This window comes from Actinomadura sp. DC4 (assembly GCF_030406325.1).
Classification (GTDB): Bacteria; Actinomycetota; Actinomycetes; order Streptosporangiales; family Streptosporangiaceae; genus Actinoallomurus.
The window spans coordinates 79,540-98,455 of record NZ_JAUEQY010000023.1; the positions used below are offsets into that span (position 1 = coordinate 79,540).

General features: G+C 70.7%; 11 protein-coding genes. 9 read left to right on the forward strand and 2 right to left on the reverse strand.

Annotated elements, in window-relative coordinates; genetic code table 11:
* Window positions 1-132 precede the first annotated feature (132 nt).
* The 4 genes from QWU11_RS32145 (at window position 133) to QWU11_RS32160 (ending at window position 2,381) form a co-directional block, all read left to right on the forward strand.
* On the forward strand, window positions 133-567 hold the full coding sequence (locus tag QWU11_RS32145; protein WP_290118234.1) for a cupin domain-containing protein: 435 nt from the start codon (window positions 133-135) through the stop codon (window positions 565-567).
* 368 nt (window positions 568-935) lie between these two features.
* Window positions 936-1,337, forward strand: a complete 402-nt coding sequence (locus tag QWU11_RS32150) for a hypothetical protein (protein WP_290118235.1) — start codon at window positions 936-938, stop codon at window positions 1,335-1,337.
* A 56-nt stretch (window positions 1,338-1,393) separates the two neighbouring features.
* On the forward strand, window positions 1,394-1,906 hold the full coding sequence (locus tag QWU11_RS32155) for a WXG100 family type VII secretion target (RefSeq protein WP_290118236.1): 513 nt from the start codon (window positions 1,394-1,396) through the stop codon (window positions 1,904-1,906).
* A gap of 37 nt (window positions 1,907-1,943) precedes the next feature.
* Window positions 1,944-2,381, forward strand: coding sequence for a hypothetical protein (locus tag QWU11_RS32160; RefSeq protein WP_290118237.1), 438 nt, complete (start codon window positions 1,944-1,946; stop codon window positions 2,379-2,381).
* A 197-nt stretch (window positions 2,382-2,578) separates the two neighbouring features.
* Here the strand turns inward: QWU11_RS32160 and QWU11_RS32165 are convergent, their stop codons facing one another.
* On the reverse strand, window positions 2,579-3,124 hold the full coding sequence (locus QWU11_RS32165) for a hypothetical protein (protein ID WP_290118238.1): 546 nt from the start codon (window positions 3,122-3,124) through the stop codon (window positions 2,579-2,581).
* A gap of 1,878 nt (window positions 3,125-5,002) precedes the next feature.
* Here QWU11_RS32165 and QWU11_RS32170 point away from each other — a divergent pair.
* Together QWU11_RS32170 and QWU11_RS32175 are read left to right on the forward strand one after the other, a co-directional pair.
* Window positions 5,003-13,378, forward strand: a complete 8,376-nt coding sequence (locus tag QWU11_RS32170; protein ID WP_290118239.1) for a hypothetical protein — start codon at window positions 5,003-5,005, stop codon at window positions 13,376-13,378.
* A 679-nt stretch (window positions 13,379-14,057) separates the two neighbouring features.
* Window positions 14,058-14,957, forward strand: coding sequence for a helix-turn-helix domain-containing protein (locus tag QWU11_RS32175; protein ID WP_290118240.1), 900 nt, complete (start codon window positions 14,058-14,060; stop codon window positions 14,955-14,957).
* 43 nt (window positions 14,958-15,000) lie between these two features.
* On the opposite strand, the gene QWU11_RS32180 is transcribed toward QWU11_RS32175, so the two are convergent.
* Window positions 15,001-16,467 carry a hypothetical protein gene (locus QWU11_RS32180; protein ID WP_290118241.1) on the reverse strand — a complete coding sequence of 489 codons (1,467 nt, stop codon included), beginning with the start codon at window positions 16,465-16,467 and terminating at the stop codon, window positions 15,001-15,003.
* Window positions 16,468-16,827: 360 nt separating this feature from the next.
* On the opposite strand from QWU11_RS32180, the gene QWU11_RS32185 reads away from it, so the two are divergent.
* Genes QWU11_RS32185 through eccD form a run of 3 tightly spaced genes read left to right on the forward strand, consistent with a single transcriptional unit; the run spans window position 16,828 to window position 18,916 of the window.
* Window positions 16,828-17,202, forward strand: coding sequence for a WXG100 family type VII secretion target (locus tag QWU11_RS32185; protein WP_290118242.1), 375 nt, complete (start codon window positions 16,828-16,830; stop codon window positions 17,200-17,202).
* 20 nt (window positions 17,203-17,222) lie between these two features.
* A complete protein-coding gene (locus QWU11_RS32190) occupies window positions 17,223-17,537 on the forward strand; it encodes a hypothetical protein (RefSeq protein WP_290118243.1) in 315 nt (104 codons plus the stop codon).
* Between the two features lie 38 nt (window positions 17,538-17,575).
* Window positions 17,576-18,916, forward strand: a complete 1,341-nt coding sequence (eccD, locus tag QWU11_RS32195) for a type VII secretion integral membrane protein EccD (RefSeq protein WP_290118244.1) — start codon at window positions 17,576-17,578, stop codon at window positions 18,914-18,916.

Below are 18,916 nucleotides of genomic sequence, written 5' to 3' on the forward strand. Positions count from 1 at the left end.
AGCGCCATTCGTGAAGTCGGACGTGCGGCGGCGACCGAGCATTCAACGCGTTGGCATCGGTGTTCTAGTCGTGCGCCCCGGTCAGTGGGCAACCTTGTACGTTGCTAGTGATTGATAAGGATCGGGAGCACCATGAGATATTCAGGGCGGTTCGCCCTCGTTGGCGCTGTCGTCGCCGGCCTGTCCCTCGCCGCGACGGCGGCGGACGCGACCCCTGCCGGTCCGGGTGTCAGCGGCACGATCATCACGGAGAAGACCGTGGGCGACAAGCACATCGTCGTACGCGAGATCACCCTGCCGCCGGGACAGAGCACCGGCTGGCACTTCCACGACGGAAACCTGTTCGGCTACGTCAAGAAGGGCACGCTCAGCCACTTCGACTCCACGTGCAAGTCCGACGGCGTCTACCGGACCGGCAGCGCGATCGTCGAGCCCTCCAGCTCGGACCATGTGCACATCGGCCGCAACCTCGGCGCGGTGCCGGTGGTACTCGACGTCGTCTACGTCCTTCCGGTCGGAAGCCCCCTGTCGGAAGACGCGCCGAATCCCGGGTGCGACTTCCAGTAGACCGCGACGACCTCTCGCCGCAGGTGGGCGTTCGACCCGGCCGGGCGCGATCCGGCCGGGTCGAGGCGCATTGACCGCCGCCTCGCCGAAACTCAACGGAGGTGTGAACAGTGGGTCACTCCCAGCCGAAGTACGGTCCGGCTTACCAGCCGCCGGCCGATGACGGTGACAACTCGCCCAACCCGGATGCGGGAAAGGACTTCTCCGGCGACGTCCCGCACCTGGCGGTTCCCGCGCCATGGAGCAGCCCTGGTCCGCCTTCGTTCAATGAGGACCCGCCCGCGCCTCCGGGCGGGGCGGGTGACCCGCCCAAGGACATACCGGATATTCCAGGATTCACAGTTAACCTGGCCTCGATACGCGGCGGCATGAACACCATGATCGCCGACGCGGAGGTCCTGGTGGGCGCGTACGAGGACCTGGTCGCCGGGGTCCTCGGCGGCAAGGACACCGTCTTCGGCCAGAACGCCACCGTCACCAACACCTCTCCCAGCATGTCAGGACCGTGGTCCGGCGGTGGGGGAAGCGGGACCCAGCACGTGGACCCGAGCCCGGCCGCCGCCAGTGCGGTGGAGTTCGCGGCCAGTATGAACCCCGCCCAGGAGAAGGTGCTCGAGTTCGCCGCCAACGCCATCGAACTGGTCGGACAGTTCATCGCGGGAGTGGATCGTGCGGGCCAGACCTATGCCGCCACCGACCGTGCGGCGATATTCCCGCCACCTCCCGAGAACCCGGTGGCCGCGCATATGGATCATTCGGACCAGTCGTGATCGGCACCTGAAAGCGGACCTGTCCGGTACCAAGCCTGATCGGAGTGGGATGTCCTATGGCGAGTCCGAAGACCTGGGATGAGTTCAGGGTCGATCTCGGTCAGCTGCACCATGTGATCGGCGTCGTCAAGAGTCAGCACGACCTGATCAGTGACGCGCTGATCCGGGTGTCCAGTGAGTTCGATAAATGCCGGGACGACTGGGACACGCCGTCGGCCGTCACCTTCGACAACGTGAAGGTGTGGCTGACGACGGCCAGCACGGATCTCAACGCGCTGCTGTCGGACATGGCGACGCGAATGCAGACGGCATACAACAACTACAAGCATGCCGAAGAGGTCAACGTCCTCAATCTCAAGTCCGACGGCAGACACTCTGACTCTCACGGCGGCGGCGACGGAAAGCACGTGGAGAAGATGTTGCTGAGAGTGGCCGCGCAGCCTGCCGACGGAGGCGACGGCCAGCTGGGGAAGCTGATGCTGAGGTCGGTCATGGTTCGCCGCAGTGGCGACGCCGGGACTGAGGGGGCGCTGTTGGCGCTCAGACGTCTTCCGGACGCGACTGACTGATTCACTCCTTTTTGCCCGCCGACTGAGAGGTCACGTCATGCCAGATTCTCTCGCAGATTACGACAGTGTCCAGACTTTCATCGTCTCGCCGCGTGACATTCTGGTTCACGCCAGGAACATCGAGTCGGACAGTCAGGTCATCGCCGACTCTCTCGGCGTCATTGTCGACGCTCTTCAGAGCCTCAATCTGGGGTGGGCGGGAAAGACGGCTCAGGAGGCCAATGATTTCGGCGACCGGTGGACGGCGGTCGCGAAGGAGCTCTTCGGCACCGATGACCATCCGGAGGACGGTGCGCTGAACATCGTTCTGGACGGTGTGTACATCGTCGCCTCCCTGTTCGCCGGTGCGGAACAGGGGCTCAAGGACTTCTTCACCGACATGACGACGGCCTTGGCGGGAGATGGGGGCGGTGACTCCGGTCACCCGGCGAGCATCACGGACGTCACCACGACGGCGGTGACCGAGACCTGGTAATGGCCCGATAGCGGAACGCGGTTAACCATCCTTACTCAGGATGGAGAGGATTTATGGCTAGCAGCGGCGACGTCAAGATATGGCTCGGTATCGACATCGACGCGATCTACGCGCTGGGCGACAAGTGGATCGCGTTCGGCGACATGCTCGGCGAACGTGCCGACTCGATGACCGGCGGGGTCGCGAGCATGTCGTGGTCAGGCCAGGCCGCCTCGGCGATGCAGGTCCTGTGGGGGACCGGTGACTCGGCCGGCGCCAGCAGCCCGGCCGACTACGGCGGCCCCATCCTGGGCAACCTGCTGAAGGCCAGAGACGCCGCGTACGCGGTCGGTGGCGCCATCAACTACTACGGCGACCAGCTTTCGGCAGCCGTGGACAAGATGAAGAAGGAGGCCATCCTCGACATCATCCTCCAGATCGTCGGACTCGCCACGATGATCATCCCGTTCACCCGGTTCGGTGCTGCGGTCTTCAGCGCCGCCGACAAGATCCTCTCGAGCGTCATCTCCGACCTGGTGAGCGTCCTCGCGAAAACGGCCGGACTGGGCGCTAAGGCCGCCGCGAAAGTCGGTGGCTTCGCCGGCGGGGCCATCAGCGGAGCCGCGGTCAACACCGGACTGGACCTCGTCCCCCAGGCCATCGGCCACGCGATCATCGGGGACCACGATTGGAAACCCGAGCCATGGGGTCCGGCCGTCGCGGCGGGCCTCGGCGCCGGTATGGGAGGCGTTTTCGGGGCTCACGGCGCCGGACGGGGCGGAGGCTTCGACGGGGTGAAGGTGGGCGGGGACGCGCCTCCGGTGGGGAAGACGCCGGACATCGGCGGGACCGGCAAGGTGCCGCGCCCCGGTGCGGTGACGGTACCGGGCGGTGGCCGGGCGAGCGTCCGCGTGCCCGGCCCGGTCAATTCGGCCGGCTTCCACGAGGTGAGCGGAACGGGCGGCGTCGGTGCCGAGTTCCGCTCGGGGGGGCCGGCCGCGGTCGGCCATGAGGCCCCGTCGGCCATCCCGGCGGGGAGCCGTGGCGCTGCCCCCGAAACGGTCGGCCGTCCTAACCCGAGTGGCTCCGACGCGGTGCCGCGGCCTGCGGGCGAGGAGCCCGCCACCGCGGTCCGGGCCGGCACTCCGCGACCGGAGACCGCGGAATTCAACGCGGGCCGGGCCGCCGCTCCTCCGCCTAGTGAGCGTGTGCCGGCGGTTGGCCGGGTGGCGCCGGGAGGGGCGGAGGGCCGGGTTGCGGCTCCTCCGCCTGGTGAACGTGCGCCGGCGGTCAACCGGGTGGAGCCCGGTGGGCCGGAAGGTCGGGTTGCGGCTCCTCCGCCTGGTGAACGTGCGCCGGCGGTTGGCCGGGTGGGGCCCGGTGGGCCGGAAGGTCGGGTTGCGGCTCCTCCGCCGGGCGAGCGTGCGCCGGCGGTTGGCCGGGTGGGGCCTGGGGGAGTGGAGGGCCGGGTTGCGGCTCCTCCGCCGGGTGAGCGCGCGCCGGCGGTCAACCGGGCGGCGCCCGGCGGGCCGGAAGGCCGGACTGCGGCTCCCCCGCCGGATGAACGTGTGCCGGCAGTCGGCCGGGCGGCACCTGGGGGGCCGGAGGGCCGGGTCGGCGGTCCGCCGCCCACCGAACGTACGCCGTCTCCTGGCCAGGCCGTGCCGGGCGGATCGACGCCCCGGCCCGGCGCTGCGGCTCCGGCGAGGCCGGCCACGGCGGACGCGCCGGGGAGCGCGCGGTCCGCGGTTCCGGCCGTCCCCGCGCGTGGCGATGCGCAACGGCCCACTGGGCAGGCACCCCCTGCGGACGCCGAGGACGCGGGCGCGCGCGGTACCGGCACGGTCAGCGGCGGTGTCGCGGCCAACGGCGGTGGCGGTCCACGGACGCCCATGGGAAACCCGGCGGCCGAACCGGCCGCCGGACGTCCGGCGTCGGGCAACGCGGCGTTCGAGCACGATGCCGCCGTGGCCGTCGACCGGTCGGGTCCGGCCACGTCTGCCGATGGTGGCCCGGTGCCGCCGGCCTCCGCGCGGGCGGGGGCGGGGAAGTCGGCGTCGGCGGTTGAGTCCGGGCCGAACGCCGCCGCCGAGTCCGCGATCGGCCCTCCGGGGGCGCGCCCGGCTGATGTGGCGCGAGGCGCGGGGCCTCGCGGTGAGGAGGCCGTCGCTCCGGCGAGGACTGGGCCTCCGGGGGCGCGCCCGGCTGATGTGGCGCGAGGCGCGGGGCCTCATGGCGACGAGGCCGTCGCTCCGGCGAGGACCGGGTCTCCGGGAACCCGCCCGGCCGACGTGGCGCGAGGCGCGGGGCCTCACGGTGACGAGGCTGTCGCTCCGGCGAAGACTGGGCCCTCGGGATCCCGTCCGGCTGATGTGGCGCGAGCTGCTGGGCCTCGTGATGACGAGGCCGTGGCCCCGGCGGCCTCTGCCGATGGTGGCCCGGTGCCACCCGGCTCCGTACGGGCGGGGGCGGGGAAGTCGGCGTCGGCGGTTGAGTCCGGGCCGAACGCCGCCGTCGAGTCGGCGATCGGCCCTCCGGGTTCGCGTCCGGCTGATGTGGCGCGAGGCGCGGGGCCTCATGGCGACGAGGCCGTCGCTCCGGCGGGGAGCGGGCGGACGCCGCTTCCGAAGGCGCCGGACCGGGTGACCGCCGGTCCGGGTGTTAAGGCCGAGGGTCCCGGAGCCGGTCCGGGGGGACCGAAGGTCCCGTCGTCGCAGCGGTCGCCGTCCCGTGCGCCGGGGGAGACCGCGCAGGATTCCGGCTTCGGCGAGGACACGACCGCCGGTGCCGTACGGCCGCATGAGCCGCCGACAGGGGAGGCCGGCCCGGCCAAGACCGACAGTGCGCCGGCGACCCCCCACGACGAGCACGGTGTCTCCGCTGAAAAGGCGGGGAGTGCCACCGAGCACGGCACTCCTGCGGAGCTCTCCAGGGGCGACGCCGGGAGCCCGCGAGCCGACTCGGCCGAGCCGAAGACGGCTGTGGGCGACGGCCCCGCCGCGCCCCCACCGGCACGGTCCGAACCGCCGAACGACCGCCCGGCGACCGGCCACGATGACACCCGCGCTGAGGCCGGAGCCGAGGCGAAGGCGCCGTCGGATCGGGCGCTGGACAAGATGGTGGAACGGGCGACCGGGAAGGTGGAGGCGCAGGAGGCGAAGGCCGCTGCGGCCCGGGCAGCGAGAGCCAAGGCCAACCGCTCGGCGCATGAGGTGCGCCGGGATCAGCGCCAGGAACAGTTCGACAAGGAGCAGCTGGAACAGAATCTGCCCGTCCGGAAGCTGACGCCGCACGAGCACGCGGATCGTGCGCTCCAGGAGGCGCACGCCAAGGAGAAGGTGAACGGCGCGGGGAAGGGCAAGCCCGAGACCGTAGCGCCCAAGAAGTCGGCTCTCACACCGGAGCAGGAGGTGAAGGCCCGGGTCCGGCGTCAGGAGAGGTTCGAGCAGGAGCAGAGAGCCGCAGGGGCGGATGACCAGGATCTGCGGCAGCTGACGGAGGAGCAACACAAGAAGCTCGGCGAGCTCGAACGGCAGATGGACGCCGCCCGAGCCCGCGAGAACTCGGCCCGGCAGACCGTGGAGAAGGCCGGAACACCGACGCCGAAGTCCGAACCGGTCACCAGTGAGTCCGTACGTTCCGGCGCCGACGAGGGGCCTGGGCACTCCGACGCCGACTCGTCCGCCACTCCGGCCGAGCGGGCGCTGAACACGATGGTGGAACGCGCGGCCGGGAAGGTGAAGGCGCAGGAGGCCCGAGCCGCCGAGTGGGAGGGGAAGGCCGCCGAGGTCAAGAAGGCGGCGGCCGAGGCCGCGTTCCGCGCCACCCCGCGTGGACGACGCCAGGAGCAGTTCGACAAGGAGCGGGCGGAGCAGGGCCTGAAGCCCCGGAAGCTGACGCCGCAGGAGCACGCGGACCGCGTTGTCCAGGAGGCGCACGCCCGCGAGGACGCGAATGCCGCGGGGAAGGGCAAGCCGGCGGCCGCGGCGTCCAAGAAGTCGGCTCGCGCGGCGGAGCAGGAGAAGGCCAAGGCCGCGCGCCAGGACAGGTTCGAGCAGGAGCAGAGAGCCGCCGGGGCGGGCGAGCAGGATGTACGGGAGCTGACAGAGGCGGAGCACAAGAAGCTCGGCGAGCTCGAACAGCGCATGAATGCGGCCCGGGCCAAGGAGAAGGCGGCCCTGCAGAAACTGGAGAAGGCCGGAAAGCCGGAGCCGCCCACCGGTGAGCCCGCGCGTTCCGGTGCCGACGAGGGGCCCGGGCAGACGCACGCCGACTCGTCTGCGACTCCGGCCGAGCGGGCGCTGGGCAAGATGGTGGAGCGCGCGACCGCGAAGGTGGAGGCGCGGGAGGCGAAGGCGGACGCCGCGGCCAAGGCCGGCCGCTCGGCGCATGAGATCCGCCGGGATCAGCGCCAGGAACGGTTCGACAAGGAGCGGGCGGACGGGGGCCTGGAGCCCCGGAAGCTGACGCCGCAGGAGCATGCGGAACGTGCGCTCCAGGAGGCGTACGCCCGGGAGAAGACGAACGTCGCGGGGAGCGGCGAGTCCAAGGCCCCATCGGCTGAGAAGACCGCTCACGCCGCGGAGCAGGAGAAGAAGACCCAGGCCTGGCGCCAGGAGCGGTTCGAGCGGGAGCAGAGGGCCGCGGGGGTGGGCGAGGAGGATCTGCGGCAGCTGACGCCGGAGGAGCACAAGAAGCTCGGCGAGCTCGAACAGCGCATGAACGCGGCCCGGGCCAAGGAGAAGACGGCCCTGCAGAAACTGGAGAAGGCCGGGAAGCCCGCGCCCGAGGCCGAACCGGCCACCGGCGAACCCGCCCGGGGTGCGGACCAGACTCACGGCGAGCCCACGCCCGACGCGGAGCCGTCGGCGAAGGCGCCGTCGGATCGGGCGCTGGGCAAGATGGTGGAACGGGCGACCGCGAAGGTGGAGGCGCGGGAGGCGAAGGCGGACGCCGCGGCCAAGGCCGGCCGCTCGGCGCATGAGATCCGCCGGGATCAGCGCCAGGAGCGGTTCGACAAGGAGCGGGCGGACGGTGGCCTGGAGCCCCGGAAGCTGACGCCGCAGGAGCACGCGGAACGCGTTGTCCAGGAGGCGCACGCCCGCGAGGACGGGAACGGCAGGTCCACGGCCGCAGCGTCCGAGAAGTCGGCTCGCGCGGCGGAGCAAGAAGCGAAGGCCAAGGCCTGGCGTCAGGAAAGGTACGAACAGCGGCAGAAAGCCGCCGGCGCTGCCGACGACGACCTGCGGCAGCTGACAACGGAAGAGCACACCGAGCTCGCCGGCCTCGAACAACGCATGGACATCGCCCGGGCACGGGAGAAGGTGGCCCAGGCCAAGCTCGAGAAGATGCAAAAGGCCGGATCCGCGAACGGTGAGGAACGCCCGGCGACCGACACCGGCAACGGCGCCGCGCCGTCGGAGGCCAAGAACGCCGCGGAGCCTTCGGACGACGGTCTCGTACGGAACGGCACCTCCGACGACGCGGTTTCCAGTGACGCCCCCGCCGACGCCGAGTCCGCCACGAAGACTCCCGCTGAGCGGGCACTCGACGACATGCGGCAACGCGCGACCGCGAAGGTGGAGGCGCAGGAGGCGAAGGCGGCCGCGGCGGCCAAGGCAAGCCGTTCGGCGCATGAGATCCGCCGGGATCAGCGCCAGGAGCGGTTCGACAAGGAGCGGGCGGACGGTGGCCTGGAGCCCCGGAAGCTGACGCCGCAGGAGCACGCGGATCGCATTGTCCAGGAGACGCACGCCCGGGAGGACGCGAATGCCGCGGGGAAGGGCAAGCCCGAGGCCACCTCGGCCGAGAAGGCTGCTCACGCGGCGGAGCAGGAGGCGAAAGCCAAGGCTTGGCGTCAGGAGCGGTTCGAGCAGGAGCAGAGGGCCGCGGGGGCGGGCGAGGAGGATCTGCGGCAGCTGACGCCGGAGGAGCACAAGAAGCTCGGCGAGCTCGAACGGCGGATGGATGCCGCCCGAGCCGAGGAGAAGACGGCCCGGCAGAAGCTGCAGAAGGCCGGAAAGGCGGAGCCGGCCACCGGTGAACCCGCCCGGGCCGAGGAGCGGCCCCAGGGCGAGACCACGACCGGCGCCGACTCGTCCGCGACTCCGGCCGAGCGGGCGCTGGACAAGATGGTGGAACGCGCGACCGCGAAGGTGAAGGCCCAGGAGACGAAGGCGTCCGCGGCGACCAAGGCCGCGCGTTCGGCGCATGAGATCCGCCGGGATCAGCGCCAGGAGCGGTTCGACAAGGAGCAGGTGGACGGTGGCCTGGAGCCCCGGAAGCTGACGCCGCAGGAGCACGCGGAACGTGTTGTCCAGGAGGCGCACGCCCGCGAGGACCGGAACGGCAAGTCCACGGCGTCGCGCCAGCAGAAGCCCGGACAAGAGCAGTGGGCCGAGGGAGCCGAGGCGACGGACGTCACGAGTCCGGCCGGCGTGCGAAGGCCCGGTCCGCAAGACCACAATGCTGAGACCAGACAACGCGCCGACAAGTTCGAAGAGCTCCTCCGGCACAAGCGCGAGAACGCCACCTCGACGGGCACGGCGAGCGAGTCTTCGGCGGCCGGCCCGGCGGCGGGTCGGGCGGCTCCGGCGAACCCCACCCGGCAGCTTTTCCGTACCGACCTGAAGACCCGCGAAATGCACCTGGTGGAGGTCGTTCGTGGTGATCGGCTGGGCAAGGCCGGTCCGGCGGAAGAGGATCGCGCGGACGCGGACGCGGACGCGGGCGGGGCGAAGGCGTCCGGCCAGTACGAATACCGCGAGATCGCCCCGGGCACGCGAACCGCCGTCGAGACGCGCCTTGGCCCGAACGAGGTGGTCGTGAGCGCCAAGCCCGCCCGCGGGCAGGAACACGGCGCGTTCGCGTACAAGAAGGGGCAGCGGATCCCGATCGGTGACCCGGCCGAACGTCTGGCCGTCTTCGATCACGCCGCGGGTACGTGGGACGTGGCCACCGTCAATCACAAGCCGGGCGGGGCAACCTCCGAGCAGAGCCACCAGGTCTCCGGTCCCCGTGCGGGGGAACCCGCGCTTCCCAAGGAAGACGTCAAGCCCGTCCAGATCCTGCGGCGCGACGGCGACGGCAACATCGACCTGCTGACCTACGAACGTCCCCCGGAGAACGTACGGTTGCCGGGCGGAGGCAAGAGCGACGGCTTCAAGTACCACGGCCTGGCAAAGGACGATCCGAAGGGCTGGCACAACAGGACTCCGCTCGGAACCCCAAAGGTCGAGCGGCTCGTGACCGCGCCCAAGGCGAACCGGCTCAGCGGCAAGCCGATCGCGGACAGGACGTCGAGCGCGATCGTCCGCGACCCGAAGACCGGCCTGTACGAGAAGCTCACCGAGGTGTCCTCCGGTGCCAAGGCCGGGCCCACGGGGCCGGGGAAGAGCTACTACCGCATCAAGGACGACGGCACTCTCGAGCGCGTGACGTTCAAGGTCGAGAGGCTCGACGTCGTCAAGGTGCGCGCCGACGGAACGGTCGCCCATACGAAATGGGCCGCCTCGGGTAAGGGCAATGCCGCACCGGTCCTCGACAAGGACGGCTCGCTCACGTCATCTTCGTCGCGGAAACCCTCGATCGACGAGCTGCGCTACGACAAGGTCAGCGGCCAGATCATCCGGGCCGAGGACACGCACGCGCGCGGCCCGGACGGTGGCGGTGGCTCCGGTGACGGACCTGGTGGCGGTAAGGGCTTCGGTACCCGATCGAAGTCCGCCGGTGGCCAGACCGAGAACGTCGTCGAGACCTACACCGAGGAGCGTCCGGCGACCGACACCGCAACCGCCGCCAAGCCCGCCGAAAAGGGCGAGGACCGGCCTGCGGCGAACAAGGACAAGCTGCCCGGCAAGGGCCGCTTCCCCGGCAAAGGCAAGCCCCCGGGAGAGTCGCCCGCCCGCCCGGACAACAAGGCGCGCGCGGACGGATTCAAGAAGCTGATCGGCCGGTCGGGCCCAGGCCCAGGCTCGGGCTCGGGCGATGGGGCTGGTTCCGGCGGCGGTGGCGGATCCCAGCGAGTCCGCGCCGGGGATGGTTCGAGTACGACGACCGAACACCCCGACGCGCCCGCCACGGGCGGCCCCGCCGAGGAACACACCGGCGGACCCGGCGCGGCGACGGATCGCCCTGATGCCGGGCCCGGCGGGACGGACCGTCCGGCGGCCGACCATGACGCAGCCACTCGTCCGTACGACGCCGCTCACGGTGAGCCCAAAGTGGGCGGCGAGGGACCGGTGAAGACGCCGTCGGATCGGGAGCCCCCGGCCGACCATGACGCAGCCACTCGTCCGTACGACGCCGCTCACGGTGAGCCCAAAGTGGGCGGCGAGGCATCGGCGAAGACGCCGTCGGATCCGGAGCCTCCGGCCACGGGCGAACGGCCGACCGTCAAGCCGGAGGCCCAGAGGACGAAGACGGACGCGGCTCCGGACTCGGCGGCCACGGACGATCGGCCGGCGCAGGAGGTGCCCCGGGAACAGCGCCAGGAGAAGCTCGACAAGGAGCCGGACGAGCGCGGCCTGCCGCAGCGGACTTCGACACCGAAGGAGCACCCGGACCGTACGGGCCAGGAGCCGCCCACCCGTGACAGGGCGAACGCCGGGGGGACCGGCGAGCCCAAGGCCGCAGCACCCAGGAAGCCTGAGGCCGCGGCGCCCAAGAAGCCTGAGGCCGCGGCGCCCAGGAAGCCCACGCGCACACCGGACCAGCTGCGCCAGGCCGCGATCCATCGCCAGGAGAGGTTCACGCAGGAGCAGCGGGCCGAGGGCGTCAGGGAGGAGGACCTGCGGGAGCTGACGCCGGAGGAGCACGCGAAGCTCGCCGACCTCGAGGAGCGCATGGACGCCGCTCGGGCGGAGGAGAAGGCGGCCTTGCAGGCGGTGCCGAAGACCGAAGCGGCGGGTACGAGGACCGCGTCCGCCGCCGAGGCTGTTGGCGGGGACACGCCGAAGACGGCCGATGCGGTGAGCGTGGAGGTGTCGCCTTCTGCTGATGAGAAGGCGGTTCCGCAGGAGGTGCCGAAGGCTGATGCGGTCGGTTCAAGGGTCGAGCCCGTCGCGGAGGCCGGTGGTGGGGACACGCTGAAGACGGCTGATGCGGCGGGTACGAGGACCGAGGCCGCCGTCGACGCCGTTGGTGGGGACACGTCGAAGACCGGCGGCGCGGCTGGTGCGGAGACGTCACCGTCCGCCGACGGCGTTGCCGCGCCGGCGCGTGAGCCGTTGGGGCGGCAGGTTCTGGACGATGCGGCGCAGACTCTGACGCTGGTGGGCCGGGTCGACGATGCGGTGGCCCGGCAGCTGCGGGCCGACGGCCGGATTCTGGCCAGGCATTTCGCCGGGCTTCCGGGAGCGGCACGGCTGTCGCCGGCCGAGTCGGCGCATGTGGATGAGGTGTTCGGCGCCGAGCTGGCGTGGGCCGGTTTCGAGGGTGCGTCGCGGTTCGGCGAGCGCCTGTTCGGGGTGGACGGCGGGCTCCTGCCCTCCTCGGCGGTGCTGGACGGTGTTCGTGAGCGTGCGACGCTGGATCCGCGGCGCGCCGATGCGGTGCTGTCGTTGCGGCTGGGTTCCGATCGATACCGCGATGCCGCGCTGCAACTCCTCAACCAACTGCACGACGACTCGGCGGCCGTGTCGCCGGATGCGATCCGGGTGGTGGCCGCGAGGATCGCGCAGAACTCGATCAGCGATGTGGTCGCCGAGGCAGGTCGGCCCCTCGCCGCCGACCTCCTCGACGGGACGTCGCAGACGCTTCCCTACGAGCCGCGTGATCACGAGCCGCGCGACCACGAGGCGGCGACCCCGCCGGTGCGCGGTGAGTCCGAGACCGCGGTCCACCAGGCACTGACGACCGTCTGGCCCCTGTCGGCGGACGCCTCGGCGCAGATCTGGGCCGAGGCCGGGGCGATCGTACGGGAGACGGCCGAGCCGGCGCAGGTCAGCGGGCTGAAGGCGTACTTGCAGGAGGACTTCAAGCCTCGGCTTCTCGTCGCCGCCGAGCTGACCGGCGGCGGACCCGACGCCGCGCGGGCGCTCGCCCGTGCGTTCGCGACCGGCGGCGAATCCGCCGGACGGGTCGTGGGCGGGCCGGTCTCCGATCAGGCCACGATGCTTCTGCTCCAGGGCGTCGTGTGGCGTATCCAGACCGCGCTGCAGGCACTCGGTGAGGAGCCGGATCTCCTCGCGTCGCTGGCCGGGCAGGCCGACGACGTTCTGGAGCAACTGGGCCTTCCTCCGGGACACGTCCTCGCCGCGGCGGGCTTCCTCGTCGGGGGCGAGACCGTCGACGGCCGATCTCCGTCCCAGGCCGTCGACGACCTCGTGCAAGCCCTCACCGGTGAGACCGAGATCGGTAAGACGGACGAGGCCGTGCCCGACGCCGCCGACCTGGACGCGCCACGGAAGACGCCGGGCGAGCAACCCGGTCTGGCCCACCTCGAGACCCACCACCCCCAAGCGGGGAAGCGTCCGGCCGAACGTGGCCGCGGGCCGGCCCGTAAGGGGAAACCGCGCCCGGCCGAGCCGGCCGGCGACGACGCCGCATCGGTACGACGGCGCCACGACGGCGGCCAGGCGGGCAGGCCCACCGAGGACACGGTCCACGCGGCGGACCGGACCGAAGCGGCGCCGGACGGCGTCGAGCCCGTACGGCCCGATCCGACCGACCTCCGGGCGGCACGGCGACTGCTCAACGAGCAGCCCCGCGCCCAGAGTGAACGGGCCAAGCGCGAGGCACGCAAGATCGTCCAAGGACTGGGCGGACGCGCGGCGACCACGGCCCCCGGCAGCGCCGACCCGGACGCCGACCATCTCCGGGTAGGCCTCCTCGTAGCGGCCTGGATCGTCCGCACCGGCGGCGAAGGCGCCGACGAGTTCGCCCGATCCCTGATGCCCGACCGGTCGGCCGCTCCGGGCGCTCCGGGCGTGCCGGCCGACGGGCTGGACTGGCAGGGTTCGTCGCACAGCGCGGGTCCGTACTGCGTGCAGGCCGCACTCGTGCACAGGGGGTCCTGAGCAGCCGAGTGAACGAGGACTGAACGCCCGCCGCCGGCCGTCGCCGTCGGCGGAAGTGCTCGTTCAGTGTCTGTCCACCCCGCATATCTACGCTGACCGGTCATAGGAGGCAGACCGTCGCGAGGAGGGACCAGATGGGCTCAGGAAGATGGACCGGCGCCGAGAACACGTTTTCGCTATGACTTCTTAACGACTCCCTGACATCTCGCTGATGGTCTTTTCGTATGGCGAGTCGCGTAGGGACGACATCGGAAGCATTATCGAGCGCCGTTCACCCGGGATTGGCACTCCCGTGCAAGAGAACGGCGGCAATCTTCTAGCCGTGCTCTTGATCGTTGTACGTAAGATCACTTGTGGTCTATTTACGGTCATGAACGACCACGGGCTGCGATCGCTGTCGAGCCGAGCGGCAGGAGCCCCCGCAGTGGACGAACGGTCCACGGCCCCGCAGGTTACTCGGCGGTCATCGCCTTTACAGCTCCCCGAGCCTGGCTGTCGCTCCACCGCGATCCGATATCTCCGGCTGGGGTGATGCTCGCTGACTTGGTGCGGGGAAGCCAGGCGGTCGAGATAGAAAGGAAACTTGTCCGAGGTGGTTACCTGGCATATCGCGATACCGCGAGATATGCCGCTGGGCGATAAAGTGCTTCAGCGTCTGTGGCAAAGAGGGTCCTCGTGCATGGGACTGCCGGCCATCTCGCCGGAAATAGCCCTGCATGCCGTGGCGGACTACAAAGAGCAGGTGACGTGGCAGAACCTCGATGACATGCTGATCCTCAGCCGGATCAGCGGCGCGCACACCGTCCACTTCTCCCGCAGGTCGCTGGAGGGTGGCTGGGCGGACTTCATGGCCGTGTTCCAGGTGACCGCCGGCTCCGTCCGCATCGCCGACGCGGAGAACGACGTGGTGATCGGCCCCGGGACGATCTGCTTTCGCGACTTCGGGACCGACTGGAGGTACTGGTCGGGCGAAGAGACGGCGGCACGCATCCTGATCTTCCCCAAGCAGGCGCTGTCCGAGGTCTCCTACGAACGGCTCATCCCCTTCGTGGCGGTGGGGTCGTCCTTGCCGGAGGCCCGCCTGCTGCTCGCCCAGCTCGACGTGCTCGGCGAGACCGCCGGCACGCTGAGCTGCAAGGCGGCGAAGAGAGCGCGGAACGCCACCCTCCACCTGATCCGGGGAATCCTCGACGCCGAGCTCTCGTCGGAGGTGCAGTCGTCGCACACGCGTAGCCGCGCCGAGCGGTACATCGACCGCAACCTCCGCGATCCGGCCCTGGATCCCAACACGATCGCCAAGGGCCTGGGCGTGTCGTTGCGCACCCTTCACCGGACGTTCGCCGAGTCGGACGAGTCCGTGATGGCGTACGTACGCCGGCGGAGACTGGACCACGCCCGGATCGAGATGACCACCCAGGACTCCTCGATCACCATCACCTATCTCGCCGCGCGGTGGCAGTTCGCCGACGCGGCCCACTTCTCGCGGGCGTTCCGGCAGCGCTTCGGTATCACACCGACGCAGTACCGCAAGATGGACCGGAACATCCGCCTTCGCGCCCAGGGCCTGGACGCGATCTGACGAAAACGCCGGTCCACCCGACGGGATGGACCGGCGTCCCACGTCACTCGACGAAGATGTCCACCGGCGGGCGCATCTCCGCGCAGACGCGGAGGACGTCGTGGATGACGTGGCCCTCGAACTCCTTGAACGGCGCCAGGTCCACGGGCGCCTCGTCCTGGTCGACCGCGGGATAGGCCTGCTGCGTGAGCAGGTAGTCGAACCGCGGCGCCCATTTGCGGGCGCCGAGACGCGCGGTGGTCGAGCAGTTGTCCACCAGGTGCGCGATGCCCCGGGCGTGCATGTACGGGTTGAGGGAGTCCACCGCCTCGATGACCGACTCGTTCGCGATCTCTGAGTACGGATGGCCCTTCTCCAGGAAGGTGTCCACCTGGCCCATCATGACGCCGCAGAAGACACCGGCGGTGAAGGGGCTCAGCGGGATGTCCTCCTCCACCCGGTCGGCACGCACCTTGCGGCCGACCTGCCACATCGTGGACTGGTCGATCTTGCCCATCGGGAAGCGCGCGAGGCGTTTTCCGGCCACCACGACGCTGCGGATCTCGTTGCCGGACTCCACCTCCTCGTAGATCTCGTGGGTGAGTTCGAGGCCGACCGGGTACGCCGCCGCGTACGCCTCGGCGAAGACGGCCCGGTCGTCCTCGCTCAGCCGCTCGTACAGACCGCGCAGGCCGTCCTTGGAGATGGTCTTGGAGATCGGGCCGGTGACCGACTCCGCCGAGAGCCGGAACGCCTCCTCGGGGTTCATCCCGTTGTCCCGGTAGCGGCGGAACAGGCTCTCCACCACGCCGTGCACACCGGCCGCCAGGATCGACCGCTCACCCGTCAGGTCCGACAGATACTCCGAGCGGAGCGTGGTCTGGAAGGTGTACGGCGCGCCGAGCGCGACCGACCAGGCCAGGGCGCGGTCGGCGGCGTGGCCGGTGACGTCCTGGTGGACCGCGAAGCTCGCGTTGATCCCCGCGCCGTTGACCTCGGCGCCCTGGAGGTACAGCGCGCGCACCGAGGCGCCCATGCCCTTCGGGCAGACACCGACGACGTCGATCTCGGCGGGGAACGTCTCCTGCCGGTCGGAGAGGTGACCGAGAAGGAAACCATGGGACAGGCCCAGCGTCGCGCCCGGCCGCAGCGCGGCGAAGATCTCCTCGTACAGGTCGGTCTGCGCGGCGTCGGAGATCAGCAGGAGGACCATGTCGGAGCCGGCGATGACCTCGAACATCTCGCCGAGGGTGCCGTCCTCCTCGAGGAAACCGGCCTCCCGCGCCGCCTCGAACGACCGCGAGTCCGCCCTCAGGCCCACGGCCACCTTGACCGCGCCGCCCAGCGAGTCACGCAGGTTCTGCGCCTGCGCGGAGCCCTGTGGCCCCCAGCCGATGACGCCGATCTGGCCGACGCCCTCCAGGGCGCGGGGGAGCCGGTCGAAGAGGTGCCGGCCGCCGCGGACGATGGCCTCCCGCCGCCCGCCGAGCTCGATGTACTCCTTGTCGAAGACGGCGGTCTCGAAATCCAACGTGTCTTCCTGCATTTACTTCTTTCATGATGAGGGGCTTGGCATATGGTCGGCCCGGAGCGTGAATCCGCCCGTCGGGTCCCCAAGATCGGTCTTGTGGCCGGCGTGTCCTACGGCATGGCCGAGAGCCGATTGTCTCAGACGGCATCGACGGCGAACGAGAACCTCCCTGCCGCGAGGGCTGTAGACCGGCGCCAGCCGCAGGCACCGGACGTGCAGGTTCAACGGTCTGGCGCAGGCGTCCAAGACCTCACGGTGCGCCCTCTGAAACGATCGAGTTCGCCTTATGCAATCGCATTCACCGGACGGTCCCGCGTGGAGCGCCCGCGTGTCCGTGACATTCCAGAGAAAGGCGACGCCATGGCCGTGAATGACGGTACGACCGTGGGAGGAGTGACCTACAAGGTCACCCCCGAATATCTGTCCAACGCCGCGACGAGTACGACCAACACCGCGACGGAGATCGACGGCATCCTGGCGCAGATCAGGTCGTACGTCGTCAGCCTTGAAGCGTCGTGGCAGGGCGTCGCGTACAACACCTTCCAGACGCTGATGGCCGAGTACGACATCTACGCCAAGATGCTGCACGACAGCCTCACGGACATCGCGTCCGGCCTGCGCGGGAACTACGTCAACTACACCGAGTCCGAGCAGACGAACATCAACAATCTCCAGTCGCTCGACTCATCCCTTCCCGCCGGAGGCCGCACCATCGGCCCGGCGAACCTCGGCTAGTCAACGAGAGGACGTTTCTCATGCCCGACATCGACGGCACCCCGATCTACGTCGGCGGCGGCCTTGAGGGCGCCGGAGCGTGGATGAACACCCAGGCCACGACCTGCTCCGAGGACCTTTCGCGGCTGAAGACCCAGCTCGCCCCGCTGGCAGAGGCGTGGACCGTGAGCAAGGCGGCCGACTACTACCAGGGCCTGCAGCAGGAGTGGAACATCGCCGCCGAGGGCCTGTTCGGCCCGGACGGCGTGCTCGGCCGGATCGCCCAGACGATGAACGTGAACTGGGGCAACTACTCCGACGCCGAGTGGTCCAACATCCAGACCTGGCAGCACTGAGACGCGGGCTTCCGCCGCGAACGACATGAGGATCCGAATTGGACGATGAACGGTGCCGGATCACGGTGGTCGGCGCGCGGCGGCGGGTCGACCTGGCCGTGCCGGCCCACGCTCCGATCGCCGAGTACGTACCCGAGCTGACCCGGCTGTGCGGCCAGGAGACCGACGAGACGTTCCCGGCGTCATGGTCGCTCGCGCTGCCGGGCGCCAGACCGCTGCCGCTGGGCACGTCGTTGCTCGAGGCCCAGGTCGTGGACGGCGCGACGCTCTACCTGCGTGACGTCGTCGAGGGTGAGACGGACGAGCCGGTCGTCACCGACCTGGAGGACCTGGCCGAAGAGGTCCGTGGCGGCTGGGACCGGTGGAACACGCGTCATCGCGTCATCACGACCATCGGCATCGGCCTGGCCGCGATGGTCGCGGCCGTCGCACTGCTGGTCCTCAGCTCGCCCAACAGCCCGGCGACGATCGTCACGATCATCGCGGGGTCCGTGGTCGCGCTGCTCGCCGGGCTGGCCGTCCGCCGCGACTGGGCGATGCCCGCGCCGCTCCGGTCGGCGGTGGCGATGGCCGCCTGTCCGCTGTTCGGCCTCGCCGGCTACGCGCTTCCCACGTCCGGGAACGCGATCGGCGCCGGGATCACGGCCGCCGCCGTCGTCGGCGCGCTGGCGGCCGCGATCGCGGTGCCGGACGTGGCGACGCTCCTGCTGCTGCTGGTCACGGCGATCGCGCTGCCGGTCGCGATCCTCCTCGCCATGGCGCAGGCGACCTTCGTCGAGTACGCGTCCGTGACGGGCGTGGTCGGGCTCATCGCGCTGAGCGCCGCACCCGCGATCGCCGGGCGCCTGGCCACCCTGGCTCCGGCGCGCGGGAACGCGCCGGCCGATCCGGCGGCGGAGATCGCGGTGATCATGAGGCGGGGCCGTGGCGCCCTGATCGCGCTGGTCCTGACCCTGTCGCTGGTGGTCACCGCGTGCCTGCTGGTCGTGGCGGACTCCAGTGATCCGTTCGCGGTCGGGCTGGCCGTGTGCGTCAGCCTCGCCCTGCTTGCGCAGGCCGGCGAGAGTGAGGTGCCGGTGGCCGTCATGTCCCGTCTCGCCGCCGGTTTCGCCGGCCTCACCGCCGTCGCCGTACGCGCTCCCGTCCATCTGCTCCACCTCGCCTCGACGCCCGTGGCCCTGCTCGTGTTCGGCCTTGGCGCCGTCGTCCTCGGCATCGGATGCGGCCTGTCGAGCCGGAGGGCGCCCGCCGAGATCCCGGAGGAGCGCCCGTCCTGGCTGGGGACGCTGGGCATCGCGATGCTCGCGCTCTCCGTACCGCTCGCCGCGGGTGTGTTCGGGGTGTTCGGCGACCTCGCGCACCTCGGCGGACGACTCTGA

Excerpts from the sequence above, each read along its gene's own strand:
- QWU11_RS32145 (WP_290118234.1), top strand. The coding sequence starts at position 133 with ATGAGATATTCAGGGCGGTTCGCCCTCGTTGGCGCTGTCGTCGCCGGC.
- QWU11_RS32150 (WP_290118235.1), top strand. The coding sequence starts at position 936 with ATGAACACCATGATCGCCGACGCGGAGGTCCTGGTGGGCGCGTACGAG.
- QWU11_RS32175 (WP_290118240.1), top strand. The coding sequence starts at position 14,058 with ATGGGACTGCCGGCCATCTCGCCGGAAATAGCCCTGCATGCCGTGGCG.
- QWU11_RS32190 (WP_290118243.1), top strand. The coding sequence starts at position 17,223 with ATGCCCGACATCGACGGCACCCCGATCTACGTCGGCGGCGGCCTTGAG.
- QWU11_RS32155 (WP_290118236.1), top strand. The coding sequence starts at position 1,394 with ATGGCGAGTCCGAAGACCTGGGATGAGTTCAGGGTCGATCTCGGTCAG.
- QWU11_RS32160 (WP_290118237.1), top strand. The coding sequence starts at position 1,944 with ATGCCAGATTCTCTCGCAGATTACGACAGTGTCCAGACTTTCATCGTC.
- QWU11_RS32185 (WP_290118242.1), top strand. The coding sequence starts at position 16,828 with ATGGCCGTGAATGACGGTACGACCGTGGGAGGAGTGACCTACAAGGTC.